The following is a 13,672-nucleotide window of genomic DNA, read 5'->3' as shown; positions in this document are numbered from 1 at the left end:
GCTCAGCGGCGACGGTAGGAGATCGTCTCCGAGACGAGCAGGACGACCGAGACGATGTTCGCGAGCAGCGCGCCACCGGAGAGGCTGACGATGCTCGCCGTCGTCCCGGGGCTGTTGTGATAGCCGCCGGACAGGACGTAGTACGCGGCCGCCGCGACGAGCTGCAGGACGGCGACGAGCGACGTCGCGAGGTGCACGGCGCCGATCTGCGTGCGGTCGCCGAACTTCAGCACGAGTGCGATGAGGTTGACGAAGATCGCGACGTACAGCTCGTTGATGTTGTGCAGTTTCGGCTCGGCCATGTCGCCGATGAAGAAACCGAAGTTCATCGTGGCCGACAGCAGCACGAAGAAGCCGAAGACGACTTTCTCGAGGTTCATGTCCCCGAGCCTAACGGGGACGCCGCTGCGGGCCGGCACGCTCAGTTCGGCGGGGCCGGGGGCCCTTCGGCTCCCGGTGAGATGAAGTACGAGTCGTCCATGGCCGGGTGCGGCGCGATGGGCACGACCTGCATGCGCACACGCTCCTCGGCCCAGCGCTGCTGTTCGACGCTCTCGCGGGCCTCGTTGACGGCCTCGCACTGCTCGGCGTCGAAGTAGAACTCGAGCGCTGCGGCACGCGAGTCGAGGCGCGAGAACTTCTCGTAGTCGGTCGTGCCGTCGGCGGCTCGCACGAGCTGTGCGACGGCGCGTTCGACCGACGCGCGCCGCACGCGCCGCGCCACGTGCGGCAGGATGTCGACGCGCCCGTCCTCGCTGACGATGATGACCATCGAGCCCTTGCCTCGCCCTGCGAGGTACCGGATGGCCGAGTTGTAGCGAGCACCGCGTGAGATGTCGCCGGTGCCGGTGGCTGCGCCGTCGAGGATGACGCCGACGGCGTGACACTTGCCGTCAGGGCTGACGAGGACGGCGCCGTCGATCTTCGTCAGCGCATCGAACGCGTGCGCGCCCAGGTGCGTGGGCTCGATCGTGTAGGCCTGCGGCAGCAGGCGTTCCCCCTCGCGGCGCGCGTCGGGGTGGACGACGAGCATCGTGCCGTGCTGCTGCCGGACGCAGGCCTGCGTCATGCCCCACAGCGCGTCGACGTGCTCGCTGAGCGCGTCGGGGAAGACGCGGTTGACGGCGTGCGCGAACGTCTCGACGTCGATGACGTCGCGAGGCAGGCTCGGCTCGCCGTTGTCGACGCGCAGGAACGGCGTGTCGGCGTGCCACAGCTCCCACGCGCCGTTGCCGACGACCTTGATCTCGAAGACCTCCTCCGTCGCCGGGGCGTACCCCTCGAGCATGCGCCCGATGCCGTAGACGGTGCGCCCGTCGCACAGCAGCTCGAAGCCGGGGCCCGTCATCTCGAGGGCCTTGCGGAACGAGCGTGGCACGCCGACGGGCACGTCGTGCTCGAACGTCACCTCGCACGCGACGTCGGGGTGTCCCTGGGGGGCGAGGACGACGGAGCCGAGGCTCGCGCGGCCCTCGTACGTCTGCGCGCTGACGGCGTCGCACGCGTCGCGCAGGCCGTGCGGAAACTTCTGCCCGGCGCGTGAGGCGCACCCGTTGATGAACGTGTCGGCCGCCGAACGCAGCACCGCGCCGGCGTCGAGGCCGATGAGCGAACCGGGGTGGACGCGGTCGAGTTCGTGGCTCGCGGCGCGCAGCACGTCGTCGATGACGGCCTCGGGAAAGTTGCCGGGCACGCCGAGGCCGTCAGCGAACGTCGTGCGTAGGCGCGGCACTTCACTCGCAGGGTCGCGCAGCACCGCGAGCACCGGGAAGACGCGATAGTCGCCGACGACGATGCTGATGCCGACGTGGACGACGCGGTCGTCGAACGTCGCCGCACGCGTCAGGGCCTCGCGCATCACGTCGCGGCGGCACCCCTCGCGCAGAGCGGCGAGGTAGTGGTCGGGGTGCCAGGTCGCCGTCGACTCATCGTCGGTGCGCGACGGGCACATGCGCGCGCGACGCTCCTCGAACAGCGACGTGAAGTGCGGGTGCAAATTCTCGAGGCGGGTGACGTCGAACGCGTCGCGCTGTGGTTCGACGAGGACGGGCAGCGCATCGTCGCCGTCAGGGATGCCGATGAGGTAGCCGCGCGGGTCGAGTTCGACGCCCGCGCGGTCGAGGGCTTCGTCGGCAATGCGCTCGATCGACCACCGCAGCTCGTGCTGGCCGTCCCACATGTGCGGCGCGAGGCTGATCCGGGGGTCCATGCCCGCCATGGTTTCATCCCTTGGCGATGCCCCCCAAAGGGGCACTCGTTCGGCGGACGGACGTTGCCACGACGCGGGCAGATCCGAGTGGGGCGGTGGGGCCAGGTTGCCATGAGACCCGGCACCACCACCCTTGGGGAATGTCGCTCAGTGCCGCCCACCGCGGGCGTCGCGCGCTCGCGTCAGCTCTGCGGAGCGTCTCCGCCGCGACGCATCGGCGTCTCGCCGTCGCCGTTCGTGTTGGCGCGGCGCTCGCCACCGAAGTCGCCCTCGGAGCCGGCCGACTCGAGACCCTCGCCCTGGTACGACGTGTTCGGGTCGAGCGACGACGACGGTGCGTCGGCGCCGATGGCGCGCTCGACCGGGTTCTCACCGCGCGACTGGTCATCAGCCGCCGACATGCCGTCCTGGCCGACGGTGCGCTGCGTCGCCGTCTCACCGCTGTCCTGTGCGCCGGCCGCGAGGTCGGCGTCGTAGGCGCGCTCGGAGCCGACGGCCGTCTTGCCGAACGAACCCGTCGTCGTGCCGGCGCCCGCACCTGCTGCCGCGCCTGCCCCGGCGCCCTGCTCAGCAACCTTGTCGACGCCCTTGAGCGCAGCGCCCTGCGCCTTGCTGATCTTGTCGCTGTACTTGCCGCCCATCTTCGAATCGACGGTGGCGCCGGCCTTGTCGACGGCGCCGGCGATCTTGTCACGGTTGGCGTCGGCTGCTGCGGCGGCCTTTTCCTTGGCGAGGGCGGCCTTCTCGTCGAGGCCGAGTTCGGTGGCCTTGGCCCTGATCTTGTCCATGAATGACATCGTGGTCTCCCTGCGTCGATGGATCTCTTGACTCGTACAACCCAGCGTGCGCCTCCAAAGTTCCCCGGCGCAACAGCTCGCGTGACATGACCATCGCGTGGTCTCTCGCGCCGCGACGCCATGACCGCAGCCCTGACGAGCGACACTCTCGGCGCGCTCGCCGCAGCAGTCGGCGTCGGCGATCAAGGCGCTCCACCTCGCCACGTATGCGGAGGCCGTGAGCCGCGGCCGACTCGATCCTGACGCGCGCGTCACCCTGCGCGACTGGGAGCGCTGGTACTACCCGGCTGACGGCGCCCACGCGCCGGCGCTCAAGCGGCTGCGCGTGCGGGCCCAGGGCAACGGCACACGCACGAGCGCCCACGACCTCGTCCGTCTCTACGATCGCGGCGCCGCCGGCTCGATCGCCGACGCCGACGTCATGCGTCGTCACCTCCAATGGCAGCCCGCGAGCGGTGACGTCGCGACGGGTTTCAAGGCCGGCAGCCTGCCGGGCGTGCTCACCGTCGGGATGGAGCAGCGTGTCGTCGGCAACGAAGCGTCACGCCACCGGTGCGCTGCTCATCGGTGGTCTCGACGAGGCGACGGCGAGCTCGACCGACTTCGGGTGGCAGGAGCTGCTCGTCGAGGCGATGAGTGACCCGGCGTACGCCCGCCGCGTCATCGCGACGTTGGACGGCACGTCGTCGGGCGCGCCGGGCAGCACCCCCACCGGGCCGCTCGTGCAGACCGACCTCGTGCGCTGAGCGCCGTCAGCTCTGCTTGATCGTGCGAACCGCGTCGGCGAGGCCGGGCATGGCGCGTTCCATCGTCGCGAGGGTCGTGACGAAGCCGTCCTGGCCGCCGTACCAGGGGTCGGGCACGCCGTCGCCGGGGTTCGCCTGCGGGTCGTGGTCGGTGAGTAGGACGACGTGGTCGGGCAGCTCGCCACCGTAGATGTCGCGCATGCGCTCGAGGTGGATGTCCTCCATCGCGACGACGAGGTCACGGGCATCGATCTCGTCGCGCGTGATCTGGTGCGCCGCGTGGTTCGACGCGTCGTACCCGGCCTTCTCGAGTTCACGGACGGCGCGCGGGTCGATGGGGTTGCCGATCTCCTCGCGCGACGTGGCGGCGCTTGTCAGCTCGACGTCACCGAGCCCGTGCTCGGCGAAATATTTCGCGGCGACGCGCTCGGCCATCGGTGAGCGGCAGATGTTTCCCCAGCAGACGAAGACGACGGAAGTCATGTTCGCCATCCTGGCATCTGCCACCGATAGCGGCCATTCGCGGCGGTTGCGGGCATCGAGTCGCCAGGTCAAGCGTTCCGAGTCAGGCCCGATGGCCGTGACGCGGCAGCGCGAAGATGACGGCATGGTCATCGCTCTCGACCCCTCGGCCGACGCAGCCGACCTCACACCGCAGGCGCAGTTCGACGCCGAGCGCAGCCGCCGAACGTGTTGCCCCGACCGATATCGCTCGTTCAGCGCTGTCGGAGCCACAGCAGCGTGATGCCGTCGACTACGTCCTTTCGACGCAGGAGGGGCGCCTGCCCGCGTCACCGTTGCGGCAGTTCCGCAACACGAAGGGTTCGATCGATCCGCTCGACCTCGCGGGGCAGATGCCCGACGACTTCGGTCAGGTCTGCGCCGTCATCCTCGCGCACGGGCACACGCGCACGCTCCACCCGTCAGCGCTTCGGGGTTACCTCAAGGGTGCCAAGGATTTCGACGAGGCCCTCGCCGCGTACGCGCAGGACTGTGCGGACCAGGTCGAGCGCGACCACGCCGACCTCCTCGCGGCCCAGGAGCGAGGCGCGTTCGCAGACCTGAACGGGTGACGTCGCGGCGTCGCCATGCAGGATGGCGGGTAAACCCACAGGTAAGCGGCCAGTTGCCTGCCTACCTGTGAGTCACCCGCCATCTCGTGAAGGACGGGCCCGAGCCGTTGTCCGCCACCGATCTCGCCGGGCGGGTTCGTCAGCGAATCCCGCCGACGATCTCGAGTGCGCGCTTCTGGGCGTCGAGGCCGCGGGCGGAGTTCGTCATCATGAGTTCGTCGGCCATGGCGTGCTCGGCGAACTGTTCGAGGTACGCGGCGATGCGCTCCGGGCCGCCGATCGCGGTGTAGGTGAGCATGTGCTTGGCCTGGTGACCGGCGGGCGAGTCGAGCAGCATGTCGAGCTCGGCGTCGGTGAAGTCGCGATCGGCCATGCCGAAGCGCGTCGCTATCATCTCGACGCGCGAACGCAGCACCTTTTCGTACATCGCGGACGCTTCGTCGTCGGTGTCGGCCGCGACGACGTTGAGCGCGGCGATGACGTACGGCGCGTCGAGCTGGGCGCTCGGCTTGAACTCCGAGCGGTAGGCGTAGACGGCGGCCTGCAGCTGATCGGGTGCGAAGTGGCTCGCGAACGCGTACGGAAGGCCTAGTGCCGCAGCGAGTTTCGCGCCGAACATGCTCGAGCCGAGGATGTAGAGCGGCACGTTCGTGCCCTTGCCGGGGATCGCCTCGATGCCCGCGAGCGGGCTCGTGTCGGAGAGCAGCCCCTGCAGCTCGACGACGTCCTGCGGGAAGCGGTCGCTCGCGTGCGGGTCACGTCGAAGCGCCTGCCAGGTGCGCTGATCCGTGCCGGGCGCGCGTCCGAGGCCGAGGTCGATACGGCCCGGGTGCAGCTCGGCGAGCGTGCCGAACTGCTCGGCGATCGTGAGCGGCGAGTGGTTCGGCAGCATGACGCCGCCGGAGCCGACGCGGATCGTCTGCGTCTGCGACGCGACATGCGCGAGCAGCACCGACGTCGCCGCCGACGCGATGTTCTTCATGTTGTGGTGCTCCGCGAACCAGATGCGCTCGAAGCGACCCGTCGCCTCAGCCCGCTGCGCGAGCTCGACGCTGCTGCGGATCGCGTCGCCGACGCTCTCATGGCTGCCGACCTGCGCGAGGTCGAGGATCGACAGCGGAATGTCGGCTGCCTTCTTCGCGAAGGAGCCGGCCGAGTGGGAGGTCTCGTCAGGGGATCGCAGGTCGGTGTTCTGGGCGGCGTCGAAATCACTCACGCATTCGTCAACGCGGGCCCCGGCCTCGCCCATTCCCGGGCCGCACCCCGAAGGGTTCAGGCCGGCTGCGTCACATGGTGCTCGCTGCGTCAGTCGTGACCGACTCGACGAGCACGAAGTGACTCACCTGGCCGGGCCTGGTCGCTTCGGCCCGGCTCCGATAGCGCCGTGCGCGCACGAACGCCGATCACGCGAGCAGCGCGTCGATCTCCTTCGCGAGCTTCTTGTGCAGCCACGGCGAGGGATGGAATCCGTCGTCGGCGAAGGCCTTGTCGCGCGCCCATTTCGGATTCGTCAGCGGTACGTGGCGGACGGTGGGGTAGTCCGCGACGATCGCCGCAGCGATTGCCTCGAACCGACGCGCACGCCCGCCGAGGGCATTACCGAGCTGCTGCGGCATGGCGGGCAGTGCCTCGATCGGCGGCAATCCGAGCAGGATGACGGGGGAGCCGCCTGCGAGCGCCGTCACGCGGGTCAGCAGCTTCGTCAGGCTGACGCGCCACGCCTCCTCGGTGCGCAGGTTCTTCACGTCGTTGACACCGACGCTGATGACGACGACGTCAGCGCGCGCGAGTTGCGCCTGGGCGCTCGCGGGCTGGGTGAGGTGGGCGACGTCGCGGGCGTCGGCGCCCGAGCGGGCGAGCACGTGCCAGCTGACCGGCCGTTCGAGCCGATCCGACATGCGGCTCGCGAGGCGCCCCGCGATCGAGTCGCGATGGTGTTCGACGCCGGCACCGTCGGCCACGCTGTCGCCGAGCACGACGAGATGCGGCTCGTGACCGTCCCGCTCGGCGTGGTGCTCGCAGATCGTGCTCGTGACGCCCTCGCGCCCGGCCGCACCGGGTAGGCGCGGCACGTCGCGCTGCACCTGACGCCCCTGCGCGATGAGCACCGGGCCGTGCAACAGCACGTCCGTCAGCGAATATCCGGGCAGCGACGACCCGCCCGTATCGGATGGCGCGTCAGCCGATGCCGCCTCGTCCGGTGCGGCGAAGCCCGACGTGGTTTCCCGTGAAACAGGGTCACGCGGCGCAGGGGGTCGTCGGTCGGCGTCCCCGTCGGTCGCCGAGATGTCACGCATGCCCCCATCGTCACTCATTCACCTGCACTTCGGCGCAATGACGCGCGGCGTTCACCGCACCGTTATCTGCATCGGCCCTTCAGACTTTAATCTTCGCCAGACCCGACGGCCCCGCCTCAACGCCCCAACCCCGCCGTGGCTCAACGTACCCGCGCCGCAGCCCGACCCGTCCACACCCCGCACGACGAAGCGTGGCGCGCATCCGTCGACGAGGAGAGAGCTCCTGGCCGACCGATGCGCGCCACGCTTTGAACAAGGCGACAAGGCGACGGTTACGCCATCACTGCCCCTCGTTGGGTCGCGTGAACGGGAACGCGAGCGTGGCGCGGATGTTGTTGCCCGTCAGCATCATGATGAGGCGGTCGACGCCGATGCCGAGCCCACCCGTCGGGGGCATGGCGTACTCGAGGGCGGCGAGGAAGTTCTCGTCGACCTCCATCGCCTCGGGGTCGCCGGCGGCGGCCTTGAACGACTGCTCGGTGAGGCGGTTGCGCTGGTCGACGGGGTCGACGAGCTCCGAGTACGCGGTGCCGATCTCGGCGCCGAACGCGACGAGATCCCAGCGCTCCGACAGCTTCGGGTCGGTGCGGTGCGTGCGCGTCAGCGGTGACGTCTCGAGTGGGAAGTCGGTGTAGAACACCGGCATCGTCGTCTGGCCCTCGACGAGCTCGTCGTACAGCTCGAGCACGACCTCACCGGCCGTCATCGTCTCCGCCCAGTGCACGTCGTGCGCGTCGGCCACGGCGCGCACCTCCTCGAGCGGCGTGTTCGACGTCAGCGTCGTGCCCGTCGCCTTCGAGACCGCCTCGTGCACGGGCACGACGGGCCACTCGTGGTGGAGGCGCAGGCGCTCGACGCCGCCGTGTCCGTCGGGGCGGACGGCGACGGGCTCGCCGTGGATGGCCGTGGCGACCTCGAGGACGAGCTCGCGCGTCAGCACGCGCATCGTGTTGTAGTCGCCGTGCGCGGCGTACGCCTCGACGGAGGTGAACTCCGGGTTGTGCGTCGCGTCGGCGCCTTCGTTGCGGAAGTTGCGGTTGAGCTCGAAGATGCGGTCCATGCCGCCGACGGCGAGTTCCTTGAGGAACAGCTCCGGCGCGATGCGCAGGTACAGGTCGGCGTTGTACGCGTTGATGTGCGTGCGGAACGGTCGCGCGCTCGCGCCACCGTGCACCGCCTGCAGCATCGGCGTCTCGACCTCCATGTAGCCGCGCTTCTCGAACGCGCGACGCAGAGCGCTGACGCCCCGCGAGCGCGCGCGCAGCAGATTTGCCGAATCCTTGTTGACGATGAGGTCGAGGTAGCGCTGACGCACGCGTGCCTCGGGGTTGGTGAAGCCCGTGTGGTCGCTGGGGATGGGGCGCAGCGACTTCGACGCCATGCACCACGACGACGCGAGCAGCGACGGTTCGCCGCGACGGCTGTGGCCGAGCGTGCCCGTCACGGAGACGTGGTCGCCGACGTCGACGGTGCGTCGCCACAACCGCATGAGCTGCGGATCGACAGCGCCCGCCTCGAGCACGACCTGCAGCCGCACGTCGTGTTCCTCGATGAAGGCGAACACGACGCCGCCGAGGTCGCGCAGCGCTCGCACGCGGCCGCTGAGGGAGACGACGCCGGCGCCCACCTCGTTGCCTTCGGCAATCGCCTTGCGGGCAAGATCGACCGTCATCGTGTACGGCACGTCGACGGGGTAGGGCTCCATGCCGGCCTCGCGCAGGACGTCGAGCTTGGAGTGGCGCACGCGCTGCTGCTCGGTGAGGCGCTGCACGGGTCGTGCGGGCGTGAGCAGCTCCTCGTCCTGCGCGGCGACGAGCTGCGCCAGCGGTGCTTCGACGCCGTCGGGCAGGTGGACGATCGTGTCCGCGTCGTGGCTGGGGCGCGGTGCGTGGCCGGGCAGGAAGCCCTCGGCGCGGCCGGAGGCGATGCCGATGAGTGGCAGGCTGCCGACGGAGTCGAAGCAGACGAACCGGGTGTCCCAGCGCGGCAGGTACTTGGCGTTCGCCTCGTACAGCGATTCGAGCTGCCAGAAGCGGTTGCCGATCGACAGGATGCGGTCGGCGAGGCGCACGCCGATGCCGGCGCCCACCTTGTCGGCACCGGTGAACACGGAGCGGAACATCGCGAAGTTGAGCGACACGTCGCGCACCCCGAGGTCGGACGCCGCGTCGGCGAGCGCCGCGACCATCGCCTCGTTGACGCCGTTGGGCGCCTTCGGGGAACGGCGCATCAGGTCGAGCGACAGCCCTCGCATGCCCCACGGCACGAACGACTGCAGTGCAACGATCTGACCCTGTGCGTCACGGACGAGGACGGCGACGCAGCGCCCGTCCGTCGCGTCCTCGAGGCGGTTGAGGGCCATCGAGAAGCCGCGGTCGGGTTCGTCGCCACGCCACTTCTCGGACAGTTCGGTGATCTGGTGCAGCGTCTCGGCGTCGAGACGCGAGTGGCGTTCGACGTCGACGGTGCAGCCGGCCTCACGCACGCGCGCGACGGCGCGCTTGACGGGGCGCATCGCGCGCCCTTCGAGGCTGAACGTGTCGAGTTCGACCACGGCTTCGTCGCCGAGGGGGCGGGCCTTGAGCCCGGCCTCGACGTAGGCGCGCGCACCCGTCTCCGAGGCGGACAGGACACCGGAGCGCCACGCGTGCTCGCGGGCGAGGGCCTGCCAGGCGCCGATGGCGGCGGGCCACGACTCGCGCGCTCCGAGCGGGTCGCCGGAGGCGAGGCAGACGGAGCCGATGACGCGGTAGCTGACGGCGGCCTCGCCGTCGGGGGAGAACACGACCGACTTGTCGCGGCGCGTCGCGAAGTAGCCGAGCGAGTCCTGGTTGCCGTGCAGCGCGAGCAGTCGGCGTACGTGCAGTTCGTCGGCGGCCGACTGCACCTCGGAGCGTTCGGCCGATTCGGTGTAGCGCCACACCGTCAGCAGCAGCACGCCTGCGGCGAGGATGCCGGCGAACGCGGCGAGCCAGTGGGGCCCGTTGGCGCCGTCGGAGATGCCGTGCGGCATGGAGATGCCGGTGACGCTGCGGATCGAGAACCACAGGTGCTCACCGCCGTGCAGGTCGCCGGGGGCCGCCCAGGAGAGCATGAAGATGACGGCGATGCAGGCGAGCAGACCGGCTAGCAGCGTGCCGATCGCGCGCCGCAGGGAGCCTGAGCGCATGCGGGCCGGGAAGTCCTTGCGCCGGATGACGAGCAGGACGAGCCATGCGCCGGTGACAATCGTCGTCAGGACGATGAGGGCGATCGTGATGTCGTCGACGTCCTCGTCGAGGCTGTCCGTGCAGATGCTGACGGCGACGATCGCGCAGGCCACGAACTGGAGGGCGAGGACGGCGAGGGCGACGACCCACGCGGCGCGCAGCCCGCGTTTCAGAGCGGCGGCGGTGATGAGAAGACACAGGGCGAGGAAGAGACTCGGGCCGGCGGGGACGCCGACGACGGCGAAGAGGTCGTCGACCCAGTCGGCGAAGTCGCTGCGCGGCAGCGGGATCGACACGAGCGACCACACGCCGCCCAGGGCGACGAGCAGCCCCAGCAGCTTGGGCAGCCATCCGTGGTCGTTCGCCACCGCGGGGTGGTGACGGGTGGGGGTGCTCATGCTGGGGGTGCTCCTTCGACGTGCTCTGAGTTCGTTGCGGGATGGGGGGTCTCTGGGAGGCGGGCTGCTTCCTGTCTCGCGCGTTCGGCGCGGGCCCAGAGGTTGAGTGTCAACAGTGCGAGGGCCTGGAGGGCGGCTTCGAGCAGGATCTCGAACTGGCTCGTGTAGGCGCGCAGGGAGTTGGCGACGGCGAGCATGAGGACCATCGCGATGGAGCCGTGGCGGAACGCACGCTCGACGTTCTGGTGTTTCGGGCTCATGGCGCGGAACGCGATGAGCGACAGGATGCCTGCGATGACACCGACGGCCGCTGACGCGAGGTACATCGACGCCGCGAGCGAACCGAGCTTCACGCGATCGTCAGCAGCAGCCCGCCCCAGAGGTCGGGCGCGATGTGGGAGACCTCGCCGCCGACCCGCGGGTAGCCGGTCAGGACGAGGTACGCGCGCGTCGCCGCGATCGTGACGGCGCAGGCACCGGCGAACAGCAACACGAGCGACGAGGCGTCCTCGCGCGGCACGATGCCGCGGGAGCCGCCGCGCCCTGACGGGGCCGACGACGCGCCTGCAGGCGTCGACGAGCCCTCTCTGGCAGGGGTGGCAGTCATGTCATGACGCTAGCAAAGCGTTTCGCCCCTGCTTGGAAGACCGTGCGGCCTGCGGGGCGCTCTTCGCGCGCGATGGCGCGCAATCGGGCACGCCGGGGGCACGTGACGGGTCGCACATCACACCCGACAGCCGTAGTCCCCCATGAGCGGGGGCAACGGATGCCGGGTTCGTTTATGCGGTGGTGTCCCCGGCGTGCGTGTGCCCCAGCTGCTCTTCGAGTGCTGTCGCGACGGCTTCGAACTCGGCGAGGGCTGCGGTGAGGTCTTCGACGATCTCGCGCGCGATGACATCGGGTGATGGCAGGGAAGCGAGGTCCTCGAGTGATTCGTCGCGCAACCAGGTGATGTCGAGGTTGGCCTTGTCGCGGGCGACGATCTCGTCGTAGGTGAAGGCCTTCCACCGCTCTGATTCCTTGCGGTTCTCGCGTTCGCCCACGCGGTAGTTGTCGACGAAGTCGTCGAGGTCCGCCCGTGTAAGCGGGTTCTGCTTGAGGGTGAAGTGCTTGTTGGTCCGCAGGTCGTAGACCCACAGCTTCTGCGTCCACGGCCGGCCAGGCCGCGCCATCTTGCGGTCGAAGAACAGCACGTTGGCCTTGACGCCCTGGGCGTAGAAGATGCCCGTGGGCAGGCGCAGCATCGTGTGCAGGTCGTAGTCGGTGAGCAGCTTGCGGCGGATGGTCTCACCGGCGCCGCCTTCGAAGAGGACGTTGTCGGGCAGCACGACTGCGGCGCGACCGTTGGTCTCGAGGATCGTCATGATGTGCTGCACGAAGTTGAGCTGCTTGTTGCTCGTCGTGGCGACGAAGTCCTGGCGCTCGATCTCGCGGTCGTCGCGGCTCTCGCGTCCGTCGGCACCCATCATCGTGACGGATGACTTGCGCCCGAAGGGTGGGTTGGAGAGCACGACCGACCACCGTTCGCCCGTGTCGACGCTCAACGAGTCGCGGACGTCGATGAGTGAGTCGCCGTTGCTCGATCCCATGCCGTGCAGCAGCAGGTTCATCGCGGCGAGGCGAGCGGTGCCGTCGACGAGTTCGACGCCGTGCGCGAACGAGTGCTGCAGGTTGTGCCGCTGGTTGGGCGTCATCTCGTTGACATTCGCTGAGGCGTGCTCGTGGGCGACGAGGAGGAAGCCGCCCGTGCCGCAGGCGGGGTCGGTGACGCGGTCGTCGACTCCTGGGTCGACGACGTCGACGATGGCTTGGATGAGGGCGCGGGGTGTGAAGTACTGCCCGGCGCCCGAGCCCTTGTCGCTCGCGCCCTTGGCGAGGAGGCCTTCGTAGGCGTCGCCGTTGATGTCGGTGCCTGTCTGCGACCAGTTCTCCTTGCCGATGAGGTCGACGACGAGGCGGCGCAGCTTCGCGGGGTCAGTGACGCGGTTCTGCGCCTTGCGGAAGATGGTGCCGATGACGCCCTCTTCGCGGGCGAGGCCGTTGAGGATGCGCGTGTACTCGAGTTCGAGATCGTTGCCGGTGGCCTGCACGAGGCGATCCCACGAGTACTCCTCGGGGATGATTCGCTCGGCCTTGAGGGGCCGCTTGGCGCGTTCGTCGGCCATCTTGAGGAACAGCAGGTAGGTGAGCTGTTCGGTGTACTCGATGACGCCGACGCCGTCGTCGCGCAGGACGTCACAGTACGACCAGAGTTTGTCGACGAGCTGACGTGCGGTGGTCATGCGTCCCCTTGGCTGATGGAGCGGGCATTCTTGCAGAGTCGGAATGAGTCGATCCGCTTACCTTATGGCTCGCGTGGCCGCGACGGCGCGGCAGCGTAGGCAGCGCCGATCGGCCGGTACTTGTGGGCATCGAGGGTTCTTGGCGGCCGCACAGCGGGGCAGCCTTCACTCTCAGACTCCAACTCAGAATCTGACTGTTGGAGTGTGAGTGGGACTCTGGACAGATTTTCGAGGGGCCGGACTCATAACTGCTCACTGCCGAGTGCGAGGAGGAGCGAAACCGTGGTCGAGCATGGGGACGGCGGACCCCGCGTCTTGCAGGACTCGCGATGTTGGCCGTCTATGCGGGGTCTTCAGGCCTTCGGAACCCCGCCGAGGTCGTCGAGTTCGCTCTCGTCGATGTCGGCGAGCATGGCAACGGCTGCGCCGCGGGAGCCGTCGAGCTGGGCGAGCGCGTCGCGGACTGCGCCGTTGATCTCGTCGCGGTGGTTGTCGATGTACTCACGAACAGCGTCCTCAACGACGCTCTTCTTGGACTTTGTGAGGAAATGCGCGGTGTGGGAGACGAGCGCGTCCGTCTCCTCGGACACCTTGATCGGTGCGAGCGTAGGCATGTCACGACCCTATCGATAGTGGTACCAAATGGTACTTGGGTACCAAG

Annotated in this window: 13 protein-coding genes; 2 read left to right on the top strand and 11 right to left on the bottom strand. The window is 69.2% G+C overall.

All coding sequences use genetic code 11. The annotated features are described in order from the left end of the window. Positions 1 to 2 precede the first annotated feature (2 nt). The 3 genes from NQ706_RS09320 to NQ706_RS09310 form a co-directional block, all read right to left on the bottom strand. The gene (locus tag NQ706_RS09320; protein WP_038569849.1) at positions 3 to 380 is read right to left on the bottom strand and encodes a DUF6394 family protein; all 378 of its coding nucleotides are present in this window, start codon (positions 378 to 380) and stop codon (positions 3 to 5) included. Between the two features lie 41 nt (positions 381 to 421). Beyond that, positions 422 to 2,209 (bottom strand): DNA integrity scanning protein DisA nucleotide-binding domain protein, encoded by a 1,788-nt coding sequence (locus tag NQ706_RS09315; RefSeq protein ID WP_038569847.1) that lies wholly within the window; start codon positions 2,207 to 2,209, stop codon positions 422 to 424. A gap of 182 nt (positions 2,210 to 2,391) precedes the next feature. Continuing rightward, the gene (locus NQ706_RS09310; RefSeq protein ID WP_150112823.1) at positions 2,392 to 2,997 is read right to left on the bottom strand and encodes an antitoxin; all 606 of its coding nucleotides are present in this window, start codon (positions 2,995 to 2,997) and stop codon (positions 2,392 to 2,394) included. A gap of 226 nt (positions 2,998 to 3,223) precedes the next feature. Between NQ706_RS09310 and NQ706_RS09305 the strand changes: the two genes are divergently transcribed. Further along, positions 3,224 to 3,646, top strand: coding sequence for a hypothetical protein (locus tag NQ706_RS09305; protein ID WP_038569846.1), 423 nt, complete (start codon positions 3,224 to 3,226; stop codon positions 3,644 to 3,646). Positions 3,647 to 3,758: 112 nt separating this feature from the next. Here the strand turns inward: NQ706_RS09305 and NQ706_RS09300 are convergent, their stop codons facing one another. Beyond that, on the bottom strand, positions 3,759 to 4,235 hold the full coding sequence (locus NQ706_RS09300) for a low molecular weight protein-tyrosine-phosphatase (protein ID WP_081873841.1): 477 nt from the start codon (positions 4,233 to 4,235) through the stop codon (positions 3,759 to 3,761). A 116-nt stretch (positions 4,236 to 4,351) separates the two neighbouring features. Between NQ706_RS09300 and NQ706_RS09295 the strand changes: the two genes are divergently transcribed. Next, positions 4,352 to 4,825: a DUF2252 family protein gene (locus tag NQ706_RS09295; RefSeq protein ID WP_081873768.1), complete on the top strand. Its 474-nt coding sequence runs from the start codon at positions 4,352 to 4,354 to the stop codon at positions 4,823 to 4,825. A 139-nt stretch (positions 4,826 to 4,964) separates the two neighbouring features. Here the strand turns inward: NQ706_RS09295 and NQ706_RS09290 are convergent, their stop codons facing one another. The 7 genes from NQ706_RS09290 to NQ706_RS09260 all read right to left on the bottom strand — a co-directional run bounded on the left by NQ706_RS09290 (position 4,965) and on the right by NQ706_RS09260 (position 13,625). Then, positions 4,965 to 6,074: an LLM class flavin-dependent oxidoreductase gene (locus tag NQ706_RS09290; protein WP_235181960.1), complete on the bottom strand. Its 1,110-nt coding sequence runs from the start codon at positions 6,072 to 6,074 to the stop codon at positions 4,965 to 4,967. A 154-nt stretch (positions 6,075 to 6,228) separates the two neighbouring features. Further along, positions 6,229 to 7,122, bottom strand: a complete 894-nt coding sequence (locus NQ706_RS09285) for an SGNH/GDSL hydrolase family protein (RefSeq protein WP_051806290.1) — start codon at positions 7,120 to 7,122, stop codon at positions 6,229 to 6,231. 280 nt (positions 7,123 to 7,402) lie between these two features. Continuing rightward, positions 7,403 to 10,729, bottom strand: coding sequence for a bifunctional lysylphosphatidylglycerol synthetase/lysine--tRNA ligase LysX (gene lysX / locus NQ706_RS09280; protein WP_288756639.1), 3,327 nt, complete (start codon positions 10,727 to 10,729; stop codon positions 7,403 to 7,405). After that, positions 10,726 to 11,082: a hypothetical protein gene (locus NQ706_RS09275; protein ID WP_038569837.1), complete on the bottom strand. Its 357-nt coding sequence runs from the start codon at positions 11,080 to 11,082 to the stop codon at positions 10,726 to 10,728. The genes lysX and NQ706_RS09275 overlap by 4 nt, the downstream gene beginning before the upstream one ends. Beyond that, on the bottom strand, positions 11,079 to 11,336 hold the full coding sequence (locus NQ706_RS09270; RefSeq protein ID WP_150112821.1) for a hypothetical protein: 258 nt from the start codon (positions 11,334 to 11,336) through the stop codon (positions 11,079 to 11,081). The genes NQ706_RS09275 and NQ706_RS09270 overlap by 4 nt, the downstream gene beginning before the upstream one ends. Before the next feature lie 172 nt (positions 11,337 to 11,508). After that, positions 11,509 to 13,011: a class I SAM-dependent DNA methyltransferase gene (locus NQ706_RS09265; protein WP_288756640.1), complete on the bottom strand. Its 1,503-nt coding sequence runs from the start codon at positions 13,009 to 13,011 to the stop codon at positions 11,509 to 11,511. A 353-nt stretch (positions 13,012 to 13,364) separates the two neighbouring features. Next, on the bottom strand, positions 13,365 to 13,625 hold the full coding sequence (locus NQ706_RS09260; protein ID WP_038569834.1) for a hypothetical protein: 261 nt from the start codon (positions 13,623 to 13,625) through the stop codon (positions 13,365 to 13,367). Positions 13,626 to 13,672: the final 47 nt, after the last annotated feature.

The organism is Dermacoccus sp. BD5 (assembly GCF_044878485.1).
Lineage (GTDB): Bacteria > Actinomycetota > Actinomycetes > Actinomycetales > Dermatophilaceae > Dermacoccus > Dermacoccus nishinomiyaensis.
This window is presented reverse-complemented; position numbering and strand designations above follow the sequence as displayed.